At 66.6% G+C, this 19,542-nt stretch carries 19 protein-coding genes; 6 read left to right on the top strand and 13 right to left on the bottom strand.

Translation table 11 applies throughout. From position 1 onward, the window contains the following. Positions 1 to 63: 63 nt before the first annotated feature. Positions 64 to 864 (top strand): alpha/beta fold hydrolase, encoded by an 801-nt coding sequence (locus tag ACIBJI_RS18545; protein ID WP_396957473.1) that lies wholly within the window; start codon positions 64 to 66, stop codon positions 862 to 864. Positions 865 to 910: 46 nt separating this feature from the next. On the opposite strand, the gene ACIBJI_RS18540 is transcribed toward ACIBJI_RS18545, so the two are convergent. After that, positions 911 to 2,083, bottom strand: a complete 1,173-nt coding sequence (locus ACIBJI_RS18540; RefSeq protein WP_364346305.1) for a GuaB3 family IMP dehydrogenase-related protein — start codon at positions 2,081 to 2,083, stop codon at positions 911 to 913. A gap of 402 nt (positions 2,084 to 2,485) precedes the next feature. Continuing rightward, a complete protein-coding gene (guaB, locus tag ACIBJI_RS18535) occupies positions 2,486 to 4,030 on the bottom strand; it encodes an IMP dehydrogenase (RefSeq protein WP_364346303.1) in 1,545 nt (514 codons plus the stop codon). Positions 4,031 to 4,256: 226 nt separating this feature from the next. Here guaB and ACIBJI_RS18530 point away from each other — a divergent pair, with 226 nt between their 5' ends. Next, positions 4,257 to 4,670, top strand: a complete 414-nt coding sequence (locus ACIBJI_RS18530) for a DUF5319 domain-containing protein (RefSeq protein ID WP_040686729.1) — start codon at positions 4,257 to 4,259, stop codon at positions 4,668 to 4,670. A gap of 217 nt (positions 4,671 to 4,887) precedes the next feature. On the opposite strand, the gene ACIBJI_RS18525 is transcribed toward ACIBJI_RS18530, so the two are convergent. The 3 genes from ACIBJI_RS18525 to ACIBJI_RS18515 all read right to left on the bottom strand — a co-directional run bounded on the left by ACIBJI_RS18525 (position 4,888) and on the right by ACIBJI_RS18515 (position 7,532). Then, positions 4,888 to 5,970, bottom strand: coding sequence for an anti-sigma-D factor RsdA (locus ACIBJI_RS18525; RefSeq protein WP_364346300.1), 1,083 nt, complete (start codon positions 5,968 to 5,970; stop codon positions 4,888 to 4,890). Next, the gene (locus ACIBJI_RS18520; RefSeq protein ID WP_364346298.1) at positions 5,963 to 6,541 is read right to left on the bottom strand and encodes a sigma-70 family RNA polymerase sigma factor; all 579 of its coding nucleotides are present in this window, start codon (positions 6,539 to 6,541) and stop codon (positions 5,963 to 5,965) included. The genes ACIBJI_RS18525 and ACIBJI_RS18520 overlap by 8 nt, the downstream gene beginning before the upstream one ends. Before the next feature lie 127 nt (positions 6,542 to 6,668). Then, positions 6,669 to 7,532 (bottom strand): hypothetical protein, encoded by an 864-nt coding sequence (locus ACIBJI_RS18515; protein ID WP_364346296.1) that lies wholly within the window; start codon positions 7,530 to 7,532, stop codon positions 6,669 to 6,671. 624 nt (positions 7,533 to 8,156) lie between these two features. Here ACIBJI_RS18515 and ACIBJI_RS18510 point away from each other — a divergent pair. From ACIBJI_RS18510 to ACIBJI_RS18500, 3 genes are all read left to right on the top strand, one after another. Next, positions 8,157 to 8,450 carry a WhiB family transcriptional regulator gene (locus ACIBJI_RS18510; protein WP_014981828.1) on the top strand — a complete coding sequence of 98 codons (294 nt, stop codon included), beginning with the start codon at positions 8,157 to 8,159 and terminating at the stop codon, positions 8,448 to 8,450. 339 nt (positions 8,451 to 8,789) lie between these two features. Then, on the top strand, positions 8,790 to 9,365 hold the full coding sequence (locus ACIBJI_RS18505; protein ID WP_364346538.1) for a sigma-70 family RNA polymerase sigma factor: 576 nt from the start codon (positions 8,790 to 8,792) through the stop codon (positions 9,363 to 9,365). Position 9,366: 1 nt separating this feature from the next. Then, the gene (locus ACIBJI_RS18500; protein WP_364346293.1) at positions 9,367 to 9,618 is read left to right on the top strand and encodes a hypothetical protein; all 252 of its coding nucleotides are present in this window, start codon (positions 9,367 to 9,369) and stop codon (positions 9,616 to 9,618) included. Positions 9,619 to 9,886: 268 nt separating this feature from the next. Here ACIBJI_RS18500 and groL read toward each other — a convergent pair whose 3' ends face one another. Both groL and groES read right to left on the bottom strand, forming a co-directional pair. Further along, a complete protein-coding gene (groL, locus tag ACIBJI_RS18495; protein WP_364346291.1) occupies positions 9,887 to 11,497 on the bottom strand; it encodes a chaperonin GroEL in 1,611 nt (536 codons plus the stop codon). 88 nt (positions 11,498 to 11,585) lie between these two features. Beyond that, positions 11,586 to 11,885, bottom strand: a complete 300-nt coding sequence (gene groES, locus ACIBJI_RS18490; RefSeq protein ID WP_040686722.1) for a co-chaperone GroES — start codon at positions 11,883 to 11,885, stop codon at positions 11,586 to 11,588. A 712-nt stretch (positions 11,886 to 12,597) separates the two neighbouring features. On the opposite strand from groES, the gene ACIBJI_RS18485 reads away from it, so the two are divergent. Then, on the top strand, positions 12,598 to 14,139 hold the full coding sequence (locus ACIBJI_RS18485; RefSeq protein WP_397084990.1) for an Hsp70 family protein: 1,542 nt from the start codon (positions 12,598 to 12,600) through the stop codon (positions 14,137 to 14,139). Positions 14,140 to 14,353: 214 nt separating this feature from the next. Here the strand turns inward: ACIBJI_RS18485 and tsaD are convergent, their stop codons facing one another. The 6 genes from tsaD to alr all read right to left on the bottom strand — a co-directional run bounded on the left by tsaD (position 14,354) and on the right by alr (position 19,395). Then, positions 14,354 to 15,397, bottom strand: a complete 1,044-nt coding sequence (gene tsaD, locus ACIBJI_RS18480) for a tRNA (adenosine(37)-N6)-threonylcarbamoyltransferase complex transferase subunit TsaD (RefSeq protein ID WP_364346286.1) — start codon at positions 15,395 to 15,397, stop codon at positions 14,354 to 14,356. Further along, on the bottom strand, positions 15,394 to 15,912 hold the full coding sequence (gene rimI, locus ACIBJI_RS18475; protein ID WP_364346284.1) for a ribosomal protein S18-alanine N-acetyltransferase: 519 nt from the start codon (positions 15,910 to 15,912) through the stop codon (positions 15,394 to 15,396). Before rimI ends, tsaD begins: the two co-directional genes overlap by 4 nt. A 26-nt stretch (positions 15,913 to 15,938) precedes the next feature. Continuing rightward, positions 15,939 to 16,652, bottom strand: coding sequence for a tRNA (adenosine(37)-N6)-threonylcarbamoyltransferase complex dimerization subunit type 1 TsaB (tsaB, locus tag ACIBJI_RS18470; protein ID WP_397084988.1), 714 nt, complete (start codon positions 16,650 to 16,652; stop codon positions 15,939 to 15,941). 88 nt (positions 16,653 to 16,740) lie between these two features. Next, on the bottom strand, positions 16,741 to 17,193 hold the full coding sequence (gene tsaE, locus ACIBJI_RS18465; RefSeq protein WP_364346280.1) for a tRNA (adenosine(37)-N6)-threonylcarbamoyltransferase complex ATPase subunit type 1 TsaE: 453 nt from the start codon (positions 17,191 to 17,193) through the stop codon (positions 16,741 to 16,743). Then, positions 17,186 to 18,259 (bottom strand): alpha/beta fold hydrolase, encoded by a 1,074-nt coding sequence (locus tag ACIBJI_RS18460; RefSeq protein ID WP_396957469.1) that lies wholly within the window; start codon positions 18,257 to 18,259, stop codon positions 17,186 to 17,188. The genes tsaE and ACIBJI_RS18460 overlap by 8 nt, the downstream gene beginning before the upstream one ends. Next, the gene (gene alr, locus ACIBJI_RS18455; protein ID WP_364346276.1) at positions 18,256 to 19,395 is read right to left on the bottom strand and encodes an alanine racemase; all 1,140 of its coding nucleotides are present in this window, start codon (positions 19,393 to 19,395) and stop codon (positions 18,256 to 18,258) included. The genes ACIBJI_RS18460 and alr overlap by 4 nt, the downstream gene beginning before the upstream one ends. Positions 19,396 to 19,542 lie beyond the last annotated feature (147 nt).

Below are 19,542 nucleotides of genomic sequence, written 5' to 3'. Positions count from 1 at the left end.
AACAGTTTAGTGAGGGGCTGAAATCGTCCCGCGCGGCCCCGCACCGCTGGTTATCCTCATGCCGTGCCCTTCGCCCGCGCGATAGACGCCGACATCCACTACGAGGACAGTGGCGGCGACGGTCCGGTGGTCTTACTAGCACACGAATTCTTCATGGACCGAACGATGTTCGCATCCCAGATGGCCGCGCTCGCACCGGAATTCCGGATCGTGTCGTGGGATGCGCGCGGACACGGCCGCACCAGGGACGAGGGGCTACCGTTCACCTACTGGACCGCCGCGCGCGACGCCCTTACCGTGCTCGATCATCTCGGCGCCGAACGCGCCGTGTTCGGCGGCACCGCGCAAGGGGGCTTCACCGCGCTGCGCACCGCGCTCATCGCACCCGAGCGGGTTTCCGCACTGATCCTGATCAGCACCGAAGCGCACGGCCCGACGCCCGAACAGTCCACTGCGACCCAGAAATTCCTGGACGAGTGGTACGACGACGGCTCCCGGCAGGAGGCCGTCGAACAGCTCGCGTACTGGCTGATCGGCGATGACGAGTGGTACCGGGCGATCTGGACCAAGCGCTGGCTGGCCCGCGACCGCAGCGGCATCGAGGTCGCCGCGGGCTGTCTACTCGGCCGCGATTCGGTATCGGACCGCTTATCCGAAATCACCTGTCCCGCCTTGGTGATTCACGCCACCGACAGCGGTATCGCCCGCGACCGCGCCCAGCAGCTGGCCACCGGTCTCCCCGCAGCGCAGTTCGTCGAGATCGCCGGCGCACGACTCGCGGTCACCATGACCCACCCCGAACCGGTCAACCACGCCATCCGACAGTTCCTCCGCGAGCAGTCCGTCCCCACCCACGCCCGCTGACCCCGCCGGCTCGGAGAGCCACCGTTCGACTACTGTCGGCGAATGGTCAGGCGTGGACGCTCAGGCCGACCCGCTGGAATTCCTTGAGGTCGGAGTAGCCTGCCTTGGCCATCGAGCGACGCAGGCCGCCAACGAGATTCAGTGAGCCGAACGGGTCGTCGGAGGGGCCGTACAGCACCCGCTCCAGGCTCGGACGCACCGTCTCGCCGGTATCACCGGACAGCTCGCCGCCCAGATCCCACGGATCCTCCACGTGCAGCAGCGAACCGCGCGGCACCGACGGATGCGCGGCCGAGGACGGCCAGTACCAGCCGCGGCCCGGCGCCTCTGCGGCCAGGGCCAGCGGCACACCGAGCATGGCGGCATCGGCGCCACAGGCGATGGCCTTGGCCAGCTGACCCGAGGTGGCGATATCACCGTCGGCGATCACGTGCACATAGCGTCCGCCGGTCTCGTCCAGGTAGTCGCGACGCGCGGCGGCGGCATCGGCGATGGCCGTCGCCATCGGCACCCCGATGCCGAGCACCTCGCCGGTGGTCGTCGCGCCCGGATAGGAGCCGTAGCCCACGATGACGCCCGCGGCGCCGGTGCGCATCAGATGCAGCGCGGTCTTGTGATCGCTCACGCCACCGGCCACCACCGGCACATCCAGTTCGGCGATAAAGGTCTTGAGGTTCAACGGCTCACCGTCGCCGACGTGTTCGGCGGAGATGATGGTGCCGTGCACCACGAGTAGGTCGATCCCGGCCTGCAGCAGCGCGGGGGTCAGCGCGCGTGCGTTCTGCGGGCTCACCCGCACCGCCACCGTCACACCGGCGGCCCGCACCTGCGCGACCGCGGCGGCCAGCAGATCCGGCTGCATCGGCGCGGCATGCAATTCCTGCAGCAGCCCGATGGCACGTTCGTAACCACCCTTGCCGACAAGTTCGATCAGCTGGTCGATCTTCGCGGCGACATCGGCGTGCCGGGCCCACAGTCCCTCGCCGTTGATGACGCCGAGTCCACCGAGCCTGCCGAGTTCGATGGCGAACTCCGGCGAGACCAGCGCATCGGTGGGGTGTGTCAGGAACGGGATCTCGAATCGGTAGGCGTCCAACTGCCACGCCAGAGATACCTGCTTCGACGAACGAGTCCGCCGCGACGGGACGATATCGACATCGTCCAGTTCATAGGTACGCCGGGCGGTCCGACCCATACCGATCTCGACCATGTCGCGCACGCGTGCTCCTTAGTTTCGGCCGCGCGCGGCGCGGCGTGTTCACGACTCTGTTGGATTAGCAGCACCCGCAGCACTGCGTGTTCGCTCGCCCGTGGTCCCGCTGACCCGGTCGAGCGACCTGCGTGCAGTCGCCGCGTCCGAGCCGTCGAGACTCGCGACTGCGTCGCATGGGCTTCGACGATCCGGCTGCCACGCCGCGAGGGTCGCTCGCAAGGACCCGCTCCGTCGTGGTCGCATATCGAGCCGTCGATCGCGAACAGGCGACTACGTCCGGGGGCGCGGGCCGGGACTCGTGGTCCCGTCCCTACGCCGCGCGAGGCCGTGGGTTATGCACCTCGATGACCGCGAACACGGTCAATCATGCACGGACCATCCCGTCCAGTACACAACCCGTCAAGCAGGCTAGCCGCGACCAGTGTAGTTGGGCGCCTCGACGGTCATCGTGATGTCGTGCGGGTGGCTCTCCTTGAGCCCCGCCGCGGTGATCTGCACGAACTGTGCCTCCTGCAGATCCGCGATGGACTGCGACCCGGTGTAGCCCATGGCCGCGCGCAGCCCGCCGACGAGCTGATGAATCACCTGGTTGACCGGTCCACGGAAGGGCACCCGCCCCTCGATGCCCTCGGGCACCAGCTTGTCTTCGGCGAGCACGTCGTCCTGGAAGTAGCGGTCCTTGGAGTAGGACTTGGCCTGCCCGCGGCCCTGCATGGCACCCAGCGATCCCATGCCGCGGTAGCTCTTGAACTGCTTGCCGCCCACCAGGATCAGCTCACCCGGCGACTCGGCGGTACCGGCCAGCAGCGAGCCGAGCATCACGGTGGACGCGCCCGCCGCGATGGCCTTGGCGATATCACCGGAGAACTGGATGCCGCCGTCGGCGATCACCGGAACGCCGTACGGCTTGCACGCGGCAACGGCCTCGAGAATCGCGGTGATCTGCGGGGCGCCGACACCGGCGACCACGCGGGTGGTGCAGATGGAGCCGGGACCGACACCGACCTTCACCGCATCCGCACCCGCCTCGACCAGCGCGGCCGCACCGGCCCTGGTGGCCACATTGCCGCCGACGATCTGGATGCGATCGCCGACCTCGGCCTTGACCTTGGTCACCATCTGCAGCACACCGGCCTGATGACCGTGCGCGGTATCGACGATGAGTACGTCGACCCCGGCATCGGCCAAAGTCATAGCGCGCGACCAGGAGTCCTCGCCGACACCGATCGCGGCGCCGACGAGCAGGCGGCCGTCACGGTCCTTGGTGGCGTTCGGGTACTGATCGGTCTTGACGAAGTCCTTGACCGTGATGAGTCCGCGCAGGCGGCCGTTACCGTCGACGATCGGCAGCTTCTCGATCTTGTGGCGACGCAGCAGACCGAGCGCGGCCGCGGCGGTGACGCCCTCCTGCGCGGTGATCAACGGCGCCTTGGTCATCACATCGGCGACCCGACGGTTCTGATCGACCTCGAAGCGCATATCGCGGTTGGTGATAATGCCCACAAGCGCGCCGGTCTCATCCACCACCGGCAGGCCGGAAATGCGGAAGCGGGCGCACATCGCGTCGACCTCGGCGAGAGTGTCGGTGGGGCGACAGGTCACCGGGTCGGTAACCATGCCTGCCTCGGACCGCTTGACGGTCTCGACCTGCGCGGCCTGATCGGCGGCGGCCAGATTGCGGTGCAACACACCCATGCCGCCTGCGCGCGCCATTGAGATGGCCATCCGCGCCTCGGTCACGGTGTCCATGGCGGAACTGCAGAGCGGGGTGCGCAACCGGATCTCGCGGGTCAACTGGCTGGAGGTTTCCACCGAGCTCGGGATGAGATCCGAAGCGGCCGGCAACAACAGCACATCGTCGAACGTGAGGCCGAGCATGGCGATCTTGTTCGGATCGTCACCACCCGTAGGAGGGCGGACCGCGATTCGTTCGCCCGATACGGGATTACTCATTCGGATCGACTCCTCCTGGACGTCGAAAGCAACGAACGCCGGGGTGGCCGGCGTCGTGGAAGCTGATGGGATGGACGGTGGCGGCTCCGGCAGCGCTGTCGGATACTGGCCGGGGCCTGTCACCATGGTATCTGTCCCGCAAACACGCCGATGAACTGAGCCCACCACCGAAACTGGCGCGCCACATAGCTGGCGAAGACCACCCTGTTCTGCGTACCGTGGGGGTGTGCGTGACCATCTACCACCTGGCTTGCCGCCGGATCCGTTCGCCGGAGACCCCTCCGACCCGTCCGCCGCGCTCGATGCCATCGAGCCCGGTGAACCGCTGGATCCCCACGAGCGCCTTGCGGTCGAGGAGGATCTCGCCGACCTTGCGGTGTATGAGGCACTACTAGCGCACCGCGGCATCCGAGGACTCGTGGTCAGCTGCGAAGACTGCAGACAAGATCACTACCACGACTGGGATATGCTGCGCGCCAATCTGCTTCAGCTGCTGGTCGACGGCACGGTGCGCCCGCACGAACCCGCCTACGACCCGATGCCGGAAGCGTATGTCACCTGGGATTACTGCCGGGGATACGCGGATGCCTCGATGAATGAGGCCTTCCACGGCGACGGATTCGACGGGTTCGACAGCTGACATCGCGCGCGCCCACACAGTGTGCTGACGCGCGCGCGATGTGAAATAGCTGACATACAAGAAGCCGACCGCCGGTCGGCGATCGGTTCATGCACGATTATTCGGATGCCCGCGCACCCACGCACGCGCGGAAGTGGCGGATATACATCCGCCACAGCGCTTCTACTGGATCGAGCGCTTTTCACGAACCGAAGCGCTGTTGGAGTGTCGACTCCGATTAAGTGGCCGGCCCCGATCCGGGCAAACCCGGCAAAGTCGGCAAACCGGTGGGGACCACGAAGGGCGGCGGCTGCTGATGAGTCGGGGGTTGCACGGGCGGGCCACTGTCCACGCTCGGCACGACCCCCGTGGGCTGGGTCCCCACCGCGGTGCTCGGCGGAGCCTGGCTCGTGTGACTGGGCTGTGTCGGCGGTTCCGGAGTAGTCACCGGCGGCTGGGTTGTCGGCACTGTCGACTTACCCGGTGTATTCGGTTCCGTCGTCGGCGCCTTCGTATCGACCGGCGGTGCCACCGCGGAGGTCGAACCAGTACCGTCCGAAGGCTTGATGGTCGACGAGTTGGTGCCATCGGTTGTTGCCGGATTGGGCGTCGTCGTCGATGTCGTGCTCGCCGCGAACGACTTCCCGATCTCCGGAGCGATCTTGTTCAACTCCGCGAGCAAGGCGTTGAATTCGTTGATTCGCTTGTCCCGCTTCACCGGATCGTCGATCAGCTCGGCATTCGCCTTGGCGCCCTCCAGCCTTGCCCTCGCCTGCTCCGGATTGTCCTGAGCGAGCATCACTTTCGCATTGGCCAGATCGCTGTCGGCGCGCTGCACCACGGTCGACTGCGCCTGTTCACTGAAAACGACTTCCTTGACCCGCCAGAGCGGATCGCCGGGAGCGGCGCCATAGGAGAACGCCGACAGACCACCGATGACCAGAGCCAGCGCGGCAGCCGTCCCGAGAATCGGACGGATAAGCCGTAGTCGCCCACCGGACTGCGCACCGATACGGACCTGCCGGGCACCGATCTCCTGGTTGACCGCCGCAACGATCTCATCGAGGTTCGGCCCGCCGGGCAGCGGCGGAGAAATCAGCTCCGCTCGCCAGTCCGCAAGCAGCGAGGCGAGCTGAAACTCCTCCGCGCTGTCGGTCTGTACCTGCCCGTTGCTAGCAATGGCATCGATCAGCGCATCGTCTCTGCGCACCGCAGCGATGTCCACCGGACCGGTGTCACCACTCCCGGCGTAGGGACCGCTATTTCGCGATCCACGTCGCGCCTTCCAGTCGCCCCGACCGCGCTCGCCATCCCTAGCCATACATTTCACCTGCCCTCGCCACTTGTGACTTCAGTTTCGCGAGCGCCCGGTGTTGGGCGACGCGTATCGCACCCGCCGTACTGCCCACGGCGACTGCGGTTTCTTCTGCTGACAAACCCATGACCAAACGCAGGATCAGAATCTCTCGATGCTTCTCCGGAAGCGTCGCGAGCAGGGTGTTCATCTGCCTGCTCGTTTCGGACTCGAGAGCTCGCTGTTCCGGCCCCTGGTCGGTGGATATGACATCTGGTACTTCGGCCATTGCCTCCGCCTTGTTACGGGCGGCGTTGCGATGAGCGTCGGCAACCTTGTGCGAAGCGATTCCGTATACGAAGGCCATGAAGGGCCTGCCCTGGTCCTGATACCGGGGCAGAGCTGTCATCACGGCCAGACATACCTCCTGCGCAACGTCGTCCGCGGAGAGCTGTCCACGCTCCGCGGCGCCGATCCGCGCGCGGCAATAGCGCACCACCAACGGGCGGACCAATTCGAGTACCTGGGCTAAAGCGGATCTGTCGCCCTGCGCAGCGGCAGCGACGGCGAGGTCCAACTCTTCGCCCGTGTTCGTCATCGTCAGAGAATTTCCTGGCGTTACAAGTGGCACCGGCGGTGATGACCAGTGCTTCCGCCGAAGGGGCGGAACGGGTCTAACAATAGCGATACAACCCGTGGATCCGGGCAACACGGTGGTGTCTTGATCAGACGCGGGAATCACTCATGGGACGAAAGCGCCCGCCACGACGGCCGATGGTCTGCGCGCACCCCTGCGCCTCGGCCGCGGCCGCGCTTGCGTGAGCCCCCGTGCACACCCCGGAGCGCAACATCGAACTGGCCCAACGCAATGGGAGCAACCCGTGCTCGCGGCACTGCTCGGCTACCGCATCGGCGAGCGTGCGCGCGCGTTCGGTATCGCCGGATGCCGCGGCGGTCGCGGCTACCAAGAGCCGGGACTTGACCCGGTGTCGGACCGACGGTGCGTCCTCGGCCAGCGCGAGGGCCGTCGCGGCGTGGGGTGCGGCGGCGCCGGCGGCGCCGGAAGCGAGTGCGGTCTCCGCGCAGACCCAATGCCAGCGGATCAGGGTCCGCCAGCCGTGCGGCGACTGCACCACGGTCATCGCGTCATGGCTGCGCCGGAGCAGGCGGGTGGCGAGCGCCAGGCGGCCGGTGCCCAGCGCGTCGGCCGCGAGACCGGTCAGCGCGTCACAGATCGCGTCCACGCGAGCGGGCCCGAACGCATCGCCCGTAGGCAGGATCAACGCTGCCGCGCGACCGTCGTGGACGGCGGCGCGAGCATGCCAGCCGAGCTGACGCAGAAACGAGCCTTCGGTACTCGCGGCCAGCGCCAGCAACACCGGATCGGTGGTGCGCTCGCGCAACGTCCGCAACTCTGCGCGTGCCGCGGCATACCAGCCCTGACCACCGAAAATCACCGCCCGGTACCAGCAATCGAGCGGGTTCGTGGCGGCTGGCAACTCGGTAGCGGCACGGCCGGGGTGGGTACCGAAAGCCGCGTCGGCAAGCATGGCGGACTCGATATATATAGGGGAAGCAGGCACGAGCACGGCCGAACTCTAACCCGAGCGCCGCATGTGACCCCGCACGAGAAACCGTCCGTCAGGTACTTCCGGCTAATATTGAGCATTTCATCGCCGTAGCCATGTTTCCACCAAGTAAAAGTACTTCCGGCAATCACTTAGCTTGTGTGACCGGAATTCACATGCGTTTCGCGCAATTAACCTGAGCGCCCCGTTTCTGCCATCTCCGATCGACCGGACATCGCAACGGCCCGCCGACGGTGTGATAGGACCCACGTTCGCGCCAACTCGCTACCAACCGGGGATGCAACCGCCTACCCGTTCCCACCTGCGGGAATGCGGAATACTGACGCCATGCGAAGACACCCCAGCCTCTGGTCAACCGATCAGTATTACCGGACGGTCCCAAAAAGTAAACAGCTTCGAGGTTAAATTTCGCAGCTTAAGATTTAGAAAACTGCTGCATCGAACTATTGACGGAATTTCGCGGCTGGACCTAACGTAGCTCATCGCCACGGTCGGCGCCGCGCGAAATTGCAGCGACCGCAATAGGCGAGCCCATGGCACGCCGCCGACCCAGCGCCGTGGCCACAACTGTTGCAGAACAACTGCTCGACAACGCTGACGAGCTCGCACCACGAGGAGTTCACCATGCCCATGCCGACTCACCTCCCCGGACCGAACGCGGACGTCTGGGACTGGCAGATGCGGGGATCCTGCCGAGGCCAGGATTCCGCGGTGTTTTTCCACCCCGACGGTGAACGCGGCCGCGCGCGTACCGCACGCGAGATGCGCGCCAAGGAGATCTGCCGGGCCTGCCCAGTGCTCATGCAGTGCCGCAGCCACGCGCTCAAAGTCAGCGAGCCCTATGGCATCTGGGGCGGTATGTCCGAAACCGAGCGCGAGATGCACGCCCGGCGCAACCGTCGTCGCATGGCCGTTTGAGACCAACTTCTTCCCATCCATGTGGCGCGGCGCGCCGAATGCCTAGCAAACACCCGGCGCTGGCCACAAGCCGAAGTCGGTTGTACATACGGTGTTTCGCGAAAACCATCGGCGTGTCACGGCGTGTTCCCGCCAGAAACGTCTGGCGCGTCGAGGTTTACAGGGAAGTTGCTGGCCCGCATACGGTCCGCTGATACCCCACCGCACGGGGTTCGATAGCGGCCCGCTACGGTAGTGACCGATGACACAGAATGGAGCGTTGTGACAACGCGGCCGCCGGCCGCAGAGGGCGACTCGTTCCGAAGAGAAGCCATCCCACCCACCGTTGCTTTCAACGGAGTGGAATCTGCGGTAACGGCACGCGCCGCCGAAAGTATCGAGCTCGCCGCACTTCTCGAACGTTGCGGCCGGTCCGACCAGCAGGCATTCGCCGAGCTCTACGACCGAACGTGCGCTCGCGTGTTCGGCCTGGTGCTACGCGTCCTGCACGATCCCGGCTACGCGGAGGAGACCACCCAGGAGGTGTATCTCCAGATCTGGCGGACCGCGTCCAGTTTCGACGCGAACAAAGGATCCGCGGTGACGTGGTTGATGACCCTCGCACATCGACGGGCCGTCGACCGTGTCCGCGCCGAACAGGCCCATACCCTGCGCGAAGTCGCGTATGGCATAAGGGTTCTCGGTAACGAGTTCGATGAGGTCACCGAAGAAGTGGAGCGGAGGCTCGAGCAGCAGGCCGTCCAGGCGGGTCTAGGGACATTGACACAGACTCAGCGGGAAGCCATTTCGCTCGCCTACTACGGCGGGCGAACCTACGCGGAAGTCGCCGACTTCCTCGGCGTAGGGTTACCGACCGTTAAGTCCCGTATACGGGACGGATTGACACGACTGAAGAAAAGTTTGGGGGTGACGTGAGATGAACGAAGCTCGGATCGATCTCGCGCACGCCGTCGCGCTCGGATCGATCGACGACGAAGACCACAATGCGGTACAGGAAGTGCTCGACGGCGAGGACCCCGCACTACGTGCGGAATTCGTGACCGAAGTCCAGCAAACGGCCGAAGTCCTCGCCGCTCTCGCGCAGGCGTCGGCGGCCACGCCGCCCGCCGCCCTACGCGCCAGATTGCTCGCCGCCATCGCCGCTGAGCAGCCACCCGTCGCCTCTTGATCCGCTCTTCCCGTCATCCCCCACGGGATAATTGATTTCGCTGGCACATGGGTAACTCGTCGGGTATGCCCAGAAGTCGGCTCGAGACCAACCGTCGGCCAGCGACGAAACTCTCGACGCCACCCAACTCGTCGGGAACAGGCCCGGGGGTGCGGGGAGCCGCGATTGATATTTTTCGACTTGTTGCGCGGTATTGCGTTCATATTGTTCACAAAACGAAGGCCCCCGGGACGTACGGTCCCGGGGGCCTTTTGCCGTCGGCCTGCGCTCAGTGCGCGTGACCGTGGTGGCTGTGGTCGTGCTCCTCTTCGGCGGGCTTCTCGACCACGGCGCTCTCAGTGGTGAGGATCATCCGGGCCACCGACGCCGCGTTCACGACAGCGGAACGGGTCACCTTGACCGGGTCGACGACACCGTCGGTGAGCAGATCACCATAGGTGAGGGTGGCGGCATTGAAGCCCTCCTTGCCCTCGGCGACCTTGCTGACTACCACGGAACCGTCCACGCCAGCGTTGGTGGCGATCCAGTACAGCGGCGCCCGCAGTGCGGTACGCACCGCCTCGACGCCGATGGCCTCGTCACCGGAGAGCGAGTCGCGCAGTTCGACGAGCTTGGCGGCGGCGTGCACCAGGGCGGTGCCACCACCGGGCACGATGCCCTCGTCGACGGCGGCCTTGGCCGCGCTCACCGCGTCCTCGACCCGGTACTTGCGCTCCTTGAGCGCGGTCTCGGTGGCCGCGCCGACCTTGATCACCGCGACGCCGCCGGCCAGCTTGGCCAGGCGCTCCTCGAGCTTCTCCCGATCCCAATCCGAATCGGTGGCCTCGATCTCGCGCCGCAGCTGCGCGCCGCGGGCCGCGATGTCCTCGGCGGTGCCGGCACCATCGATGATCGTGGTGTCATCCTTGGTGACGACCACGCGACGCGCCTTGCCGAGCACCTCGATGCCCGCCTCGCGCAGCGAGATCCCCAGATCCGGGTTGACCACGGTGCCCGCGGTGACGACGGCGAGGTCGTCGAGGAAGGCCTTGCGCCGGTCACCGAAGAACGGCGCCTTCACCGCAACGGCCTTGAGGGTCTTGCGGATCGAGTTGACCACCAGGGTGGACAACGCCTCGCCGTCGACGTCCTCGGCGATGATCAGCACCGGCTTGCCGGATTCGGCGATCTTCTCCAGCAGCGGGAGCAGATCGGGCAGCGAGCTGATCTTCTCCCGGTTCAGCAGGATGTAGGCGTCCTCGAGGACGGCCTGCTGGCTGTCGGCATCGGTAATGAAGTAGGGCGAGAGGTAGCCCTTGTCGAACTGTACGCCCTCGGTGACAACGAGTTCGGTCTGCAGCGTCGAGGACTCCTCGACGGTGACGACGCCGTCCTTGCCGACGGTGGTCAGCGCCTTGCCGACCATTTCGCCGATCTCCTCATCGCGCGAGGAGACGGTGGCGACCTGTGCGATGGCCTGCGCACCGGAGACCGGGGTGGCCAGCGCGAGCAGCGCCTCGGAGACCGCGTCGGCGGCCTTGGCGATACCCGAACCGACCGCGATCGGATTCGCGCCCGCGGCAACGTTCTTCAGACCCGCGCGCACCAGCGCCTGGGCCAGCACGGTGGCGGTGGTCGTGCCGTCACCTGCGACATCGTTGGTCTTGGTGGCGACGCTCTTGACCAGCTGCGCGCCGAGGTTCTCGAAAGGGTCCTCGAGGTCGATATCGCGCGCGATGGTGACACCGTCGTTGGTCACGGTCGGGCCGCCGAAGGCTTTGGCGAGCACGACGTGGCGACCACGCGGCCCGAGGGTGACCTTCACCGCGTCGGCGAGCTTGTCGACGCCGCGCTCGAGAGCACGACGAGCCTTCTCGTCGAACTCGATCTGCTTTGCCATGTGTTTGTCAGCTCCTGTGTGTTCTGGGCCGAACGCACTCCGCCCCGGGTCGCGAAAGACACCGGGGCGGAACGCATGTGCCTATCGGCTACTTGGTGACGACGGCCAGGATGTCGCGCGCCGACAGGATGAGGTATTCCTCGCCCTGGTACTTGATCTCGGTGCCGCCGTACTTGCTGTAGATGACGACGTCGCCTTCCTTGACGTCGACCGGGATGCGGTCACCCTTGTCGGTGACGCGTCCTTCGCCGACGGCGATGACGGTGCCCTCCTGCGGCTTCTCCTTCGCCGTGTCGGGGATGACCAGGCCGGAGGCCGTCGTCGTCTCGGCCTCGTTGGCCTGGACGAGGATCTTGTCCTCGAGCGGCTTGATGTTCACGCTCGCCACGTTGAGCCCTCCACTTTCAGGGGATTTACGGTCGTCCGGAACTGTTGTCCCGGACCATCGGTATCGGTGTTGTATCGAGCGCCCCGCATACAGTCGCCGGTCACTCGAACTCGACCCTGCGCATCAGCCCCGTCGTCGCGGGTGCCGGGACCCCTGCTCAGTAGTCGAACTGGCACGCACATCACACAGTGCCGACTAGCACTCTATACATGAGAGTGCCAGCGCTCAAGGTTGGACTGTGCCAAAATCGTTGGTCCCCGCCCAAGCGTGTCGTTTTCCGACACGTGTGCGCCACGCCACGCCCAGATGTCTGAGGGCTTCCCAAGACTTCGGCAAATCTGTAACGTTCGGATAACGGATTGTGACAGTATTGACGACGGCCGTGTTCCGCTCGCCGTGTTCGTCACGAGCCGGCGCCATGGGGGAGCGCAAAGCGTCACGAAACACCCAGTGCCACAGAGCAATACCCGCTCCGCAAGAGCAAGATCAGCGTCAGTACCGAGTTCCAACAGCGTCACAACACCAGCGTTTTTCCACAAGAAGCTTCACCAGAGGGCAAGACCACACGTGATCCATGGCCGTCCCAGCGACCCATCCGGACAACGGGTCGGCCCGGTCCCGCGTCCGGATCGCTCGCCATCCACGCGAGCTGTCCGGCTGTCCATTCGAGATGGTCGGCGACACCATGACCATCCGCTCGAAGGGAGGTGACATGCGAACATCCCTCGGCATATCGGCCGGTAACGAGGTCGTGTGCTCGGCGCTGGTCGCTACCGCGTCCAACGGCGCACAGAGTTTCGACTACCGAGTGGTTTCCGCGGACGCGGCCCACTCCGATCTCGGCGATCTCGTGGCGTCCTCGATCGAGCTGATGACCACCCAGCTTCCGACCACGCAACTCTCCTATGACGTGGCGTTTCCGGCGCATCCGGTCGGTGCGCGCTTCGCCGGTGCGAAATCGATCGGTGTCGATTCCGCCGCCGGTCGCCCGCCCACCAGCGTCGCGGTCGCCTACCGCAGCAAAGAGCAGGCGCAGGTGATCCGGTCGGCCACCGGCAAACAGCGCGACCTGCGGCTGGTGCCGGAAGGTACTGCGGCACTTACGTATTTGCGGCACACCGGACTCGTGGACCGCTACGATACGGTCGCCATCGTCGATCTCGGCGCGACCGGTCTCAGCATCACAGTGGCCGACCGGGCCGACTCCACCATCCTGCGCACCGAACGCACCCCGGCGGTCAGCGGCAACGCCATCGATGAGCTGATCTATCACCATCTCGTCGATCTGCACTACGCCCGGCGCGGCACCCGACCCAACCGGGGCATGCTGACCAATCGCGGCCGCGCCGCCAAGGAACATCTATCGATCGCGCCCGCCGTGACCATCGACCATGTCGCCGGGCAGCCGCTCAAGCTGACCAGGGCCGACTTCGAGGAACTGATCTCGGATCTGCTACGCGAGACCGCCGTCTTCGCCGCTGCGGCATTCGCGCGGGCCCCGAAATTGCCACAGGCCGTAATCGTGATCGGCGGCGGGGCCAATATTCCCGCCGTCCTGTCCACCCTCGAACACGCGTTGGACATTCCGGTGCACACCATCGACGATCCGGAGGCGGTGATCGCGAAAGGCGCCGCGCTGGTGGCGGATTCGGCACAACCGTCGGTATTCCCGGTGGTCGGCGCCGCCGACGCGCCGGTCGGTACCTTCACCAAGGTCGTCGGCACGCTGGCGGGTGCGATCGTGGTGGTCGGGCTGGTCATCGGCTACGGGGTGAAAACCTTCGCGCCGACCGGGGACGACGAGATCTCCCCCGCGGGCACCACGAGCAGCGCCCAACTACCCACGGCGCCGGTGACGGTGGTGCCACCGACCGGTGCGGGCACTTCGACCACCGGCCCGAACCGGGAGAGCACCAACCGGCCCTCCGGCGCCAATATCCCCTCACTCACCCCGGACCGTAGCCAACCGGCCACCTCGACCGCCTCGTCGCCCGTCGGGACCACCCCCGCCGCGCCGACGCTGCGCCCGGATCCGAACCTGCCGCCGATCCCGTTCCCCGAGTTACTCGGACCGCTGTTCGGAAATCCGAACTCGCCGGGTGCAGGGTCGTCGGGGCAGGACCGCGGTCCGGCGTCAGCGCCGCAATCGGGGCCGACACAAACACCTGCGCAGTCACGAATCCCATTCCCGCCCAAGGCGAATTCGGGGTCGAGTGCGGGGCAGTCGGGGCACCAGATCGGGCCCGACGACTGAGGTCGCGCTCCGTAGGACCAGGGCAGCGACCGAGCGGGCACTAAGGACCGGGTGCAGTTGCTCCGTGGCCGCGTAGGGCGCGACCGTCCCTGCCAACGGGCACCCCCCAGGGCGCACGGCTGGACAGATGATCACGTGGAAACCCTAGCGGCAAACCGCGACCGCCCTCAGTGCCATCTGATCTTGATTGTGTCAGCGCTCCCTAGCGCAGGGGTCAGCCGACTTGGCTGACGGAGACCGGGAGGCCGGGGTCGGTGGCGACGGTCAGGGCGGATGGGAGTGCGCCGCCGGCGATTACGTGGGCGCCGAGCGCGGCGATCATTACGCCGTTGTCGGTGCACAGGCGGGGTTTGGGGACGCGCAGGCGCAATCCGGCTGCAGCACAGCGATCTTCGGCCATCGAACGGATCCGGGAGTTGGCGGTGGCGCCGCCGCCCAGGACCAGGGTGTCGACGCCGACGTCCTGGGCCGCGCGCACTGCCTTCATGGTGAGTACGTCGGCGACCGATTCCTGGAACGATGCCGCGATGTCCGGGATCGGCAGTTCATCGGCGGTGAAACCGTTGCGCTGAGCCGCCTCGACGTAGCGGGCGACAGCGGTTTTCAGGCCGGAGAAGGAGAAGTCGTAGCGGGGATCGCGCGGGCCGGTCATGCCGCGCGGGAAGGCGATGGCCTTCGGATCGCCATGTGCCGCAGCGGCATCCAGCGCCGGTCCGCCCGGGAAGCCGAGGCCGAGTAGCCGGGCGACCTTGTCGAAGGCTTCGCCCGCCGCGTCGTCGACAGTGCTGCCGAGTTCGACGATCGGCTCGGCCAGATTCGTGACGTGCAGCAGATGCGTGTGCCCACCGGAGACCAGCAGCGCGACGCACGGCGGCATCGGGCCGTGCTCGAGGGTGTCCACCGCGACGTGTCCGCCGAGATGATTCAGCGCGTAGAACGGTACATCCCACGCCGCCGCATAGGCTTTCGCGGCCGCGACGCCGACCAGCAGCGCACCGGCCAGTCCGGGTCCGATGGTCACTGCGAGCGCATCGGGCTTGCTGATGCCCGCGGCGGCGAGTGCTCGGCGCATCGCGGGCACGATGGCCTCGAGGTGTGCGCGAGAGGCGATCTCCGGGACCACACCGCCGAAGCGGGCGTGCTGTTCGACGCTGGAGGCGACCTCGTCGGCGAGCAGTTCGCAGGTGCCGTCGGGGTGTCGACGCACAATGCCGACTCCCGTTTCGTCGCAGGAACTTTCGATGCCCATGACGATCACGACAGCACCTCGTTCGGTTGTGCCGATTCGGCAGGCCGCGGGCGCCAGGCCGGGTTCGCCGCTAGTTCCGGTCTGCGCATGGTGTAGGCATCGGCGCCGCTGGGGTGGTAGTAGTTCTTGCGCAGGCCGATGATGTGGAAGCCGTGCTTGGCGTAGAGCGCGATGGCGGGGGCGTTGTCGGTGCGCACCTCGAGGAAGACCGGCCCGCCGCGCTTACCGGCCTCGGCGAGCAGCGCCTCGAGCAGCATCGTGCCGATACCGCCGCGATGGCAGCCGGGATCGACACCGATGGTGTGCACCTCGGCCTCGGGATGTTCGGCATCACCGAGTAGCGCGATACCCGCATAGCCGACCATCCGCCCGGCCTCGTCGCGCGCGACGATATAGCGGTTGTGCGGCCCGGCCAGTTCCGAGCGGAAGGACACCGCCTGCCACGGATCGTCCTCCGGGAACAACAATTGCTCGAGTTCGACACAGCGCTCGATATCCACAACGTCCATGGGCTCGATGCGCATCACGGATCTGCTCGGCTGCACGGCCGTCACGCTCCCGTCCGGTCGAGCGTGCGGTAGCTGCGTTCGACCGCATCCGGTCTGCGCAAGTACAACGGGATCAACGGTTCCGGCACGGTGCGCGCCAGCAGTTCGGCAGCCGCGACTCGCACCAGACCGGCCGGCGACGGCGTCTCGGCCGGAAGCACGGGCAGGTCGAACAGGTCGACGTGCGAGGCGGATCCGGCGATCATGGTGGCCTGTACGGGATCCAGGTCACCTGGCTTGCTCACCTCTGGGCCGTCGATGCGATATCCGTCACGGTAGCGAGCCCAATACACTTCGCGGCGGCGCGCGTCGGTGACCACGAGCAGTTCGCTCTCGGGTGTGATGTCCGGCAGCAGGGAGGGTTCGAGCACCGCGTCAGCGGCGATCGCATCGAGGCTGCATACGCCGTAGACCGGGACGCCGAGCGCGTCACCGAAGGCGGCGGCGGTCGCCATGCCGACCCGCAGTCCGGTGAACGGACCCGGCCCGATGCCGACCACGACGGCCTCGATATCGGCCCTGGAACGATCTGCCTCCGAGAGGCATTCGAGGATTTGCGGGGTGAGCACCTCGGCGTGGGCGCGGGCGTCGACTCGGACGCGAGCGGCGAGGGTGCGCACCCGCGCCGGGGCGACGGTGCCGGATGCGGCCTGCTCCAGTTCCACCAATCCCGCTGTTACGGCGGGTGTCGCGGTGTCGACGGCTAATACAAGCATGATTGACCCAACGATACCGGGTGGTACCTGCGCGCGGTGCGGAGCTACTCGGTCGTTATGGCGCAAGGAACATCCACCATTTCGCGAGCTAGCCGACCCATTCCCAGATCGCGGTGCGGACTTCGGAATTCGGTTCGCGCGAGAGCAGCACGTACAGGTGTCGCTCGGCGAGGTGTTCCACGACACCCTTGCCCCACTCCACCACCACGACTGCCTGATGCAGATCGGTGTCGAGATCGAGGGCGTCCAGTTCGTCCAGATCGCCGGCGAGTCGGTAGGCGTCCACATGCACCAGCGGCACCGGCGCGGCGCCCTGGCGCTGTCCGGCCCGATGCTGGCGGGCGATGATGAAGGTCGGCGAGCTGACCCGGCCCTGCACACCGAGGCCCTCGGCGATGCCGCGAGTCAGGGCGGTTTTGCCCGCGCCGAGCGGCCCGTCGAGTACCACCAGATCACCCGCATCCAATCCGGCGGCGAGTTCGCGACCGAAGGCCTCGGTGTCGGCGACCGTGGGCAGAATCCGTTGCTGCCGTTCAGCCACCGGCGACCTCCGCGGTTGATGGGGTGTCCTCGATCACGCCGGCGCGCATGAGCAGCCGGTCGAGTGCGGCGTTGACGATATCCGGGAATTGCATATGCGCCATATGCGCGGCGTCATCAAGGCGGACGAGTTCGCAATCGGGCAATTCGCGTGCCAGCGCGCGCGCATTTCGGAACGGGATGACGACATCGTGCGCGCCGCCCATCACCAGCACCGGCAGGCCCGCGAGCGTCGGCAGTGCGGCCGATTCGTCGTGCAGTTCGATTGCCTTCAGGAATCTCACGATCGTTTCGACGGGTGTGCGGTCGATCATGAGCGTGGTGAAGCGCGAGAGGGTGGGACCTACGTCCCCGTGAAACGAGCTGACGTGCAGTATCGGCGTGATCACATGCCCGACGGTGCTGCGCCCGGCCTGCACCAATGCGGGGGCGGTGTGCACGGCCAAGCGGAAACCGTCGACGGCCGGATTGCGCAGCAACTGCGTGATGCCCGCCGAGGTGACCTCGGCGGCGGCGGTCGAGAGCAGTCCGACTCCGATCACTCGCGCCGCGAACAACTCCGGGAACTGCGCCGCCGCGGCCAGCACCGCCATGCCGCCGAGCGAATGACCGACCAGTGCGACCGGACCGGTCGGGGCGGTCGCCTCGATAACGGACGCCAGATCGCGACCGAGTTGGGCGACGGTGCAACTGTCGGTAGTCGGGGTGCCGGAGCGGCCGTGGCCGCGCAGATCGAAGAAGACCAGGCGAACGCTTGCGCCCCAACGCTTTTCCAGATCACGGCGCTGGAAGTGGTAGGACTCCATGGTGTTGCAGAAGCCGTGCACGAAGATCACGGTGACCGGAGCATCGGGCGGACCGCATTCCCGGGTGGCCAGGCGCACACCGTCTTCGGTGAGCACCGCACCGGAACGGTCCTCGTCGAGCAGGGCGAAGTTCTCGTCGCGATATTCATCGACGCGAGCGGGCCAGAGCACGCGGGCACCGGCGCGACGCAAAGCGTGGGCACCGGCCAGCGCGGCGACCACACCGGCGGTTGCCAGTCCGCCCCGGACGACTGATCTCATCGGATTCCCCCTATATGGCGCCGCACCACCCGGCCGTGCGGCGCGCACACGATCTCGTAATGGATGGTGCCGAGCAGATCGGCCCAGTCTTGGGCGCGGGGTTGGTCCGCGCCGAACAAGATCGCGGTGTCGCCCTCGGTGACGCCTGCGGCATTGTCGCCCAGATCGACGACGAACTGGTCCATGCAGATGCGCCCCACATTGGGGCGCAACGCGCCGCCGAGCCACACCGTGAAGCGGTTGCTCAACGGGCGGAACACACCGTCAGCGTATCCGGCGGGGATAAGGGCCACGGTGGTGTCGTGCGGTGCGATCCACTCGTGGCCGTAGGAAACGCCCTCACCAGCAGCGACCTGTTTGACCAAGGCGACTCGCGCTTGCAAAGTCATCGCCGGGCGCAGACCGAACTCACCGAGTTCGGGTATCGGGGTCAGTCCGTACATCGCGATACCGGGCCGGACCATATCGAAGGCCAGATCCGGGCGGGTCACCGTTGCGGCCGAGTTCGCGAGGTGCACCAGTTCTGGTTCGAGGCCGTGCTCCTTGGCGGCGGCGATGGCCTCGACGAAGCGGTCGCGCTGGACGTCGAGGAAGGGGTGTTCCGGCTCGTCGGCGTGTGCGAGGTGGGAGAAGATCGCGCGGAATCGCACCACCTGTTCGTCCACCAGCGTGCGCAAGGCCACCAGCACCGCCGGGTATTCGGACGGTGCAATGCCGTTGCGGTTGAGGCCGGTGTCGACCTTGAGCGAGACGACCGCGGTCCGGCCGGTTGCGCGCGCCGCGACCTCGATCGCACGCAGGTGCTCCAGGGAGGAGACGCCGATCTCGATATCCTGCTCGATCGCGGCGCCGAAGTCGGCATCGGAATTATTGAGCCAGCACAGGATCGGGGCGGCAATCCCGGCGGTGCGCAACTGCACCGCCTCGGCGACCGTGGTGACCCCGAGTTCCGCCGCTCCTGCCGCCAGCGCGGCCCGCCCGACCTCGACGGCGCCATGGTTGTAGCCGTCGGCCTTGACCACCGCCATCACCGCCGCATCCCCCGCATATTCACGCAGGACCCGCACGTTGTGGGCAATGGCATCCAGATCGATAACCGTCTCCACTTGCGCCTCCACGCTTAGTGATCCTGCCATTCGGCGACTGGCTCGCGCGAGGGCGTCGGTTCATGTCCAAGGGGGGAGGGCGCGCACGACGCGTGATGACGAGGCGGCAGCGGCAGTTGGCGGCGAGCGCAGGTAGAACGCGAACGGCCGCGCGGTTACCGAGACCAGCGCGTCTGG

It is taken from the genome of Nocardia sp. NPDC050408 (assembly GCF_044458905.1).
In the GTDB taxonomy this organism is placed as follows: Bacteria; Actinomycetota; Actinomycetes; order Mycobacteriales; family Mycobacteriaceae; genus Nocardia.
The sequence above is the reverse complement of the archived record's forward strand: the minus strand, read 5'-3'. Positions and strand labels throughout refer to the sequence as shown.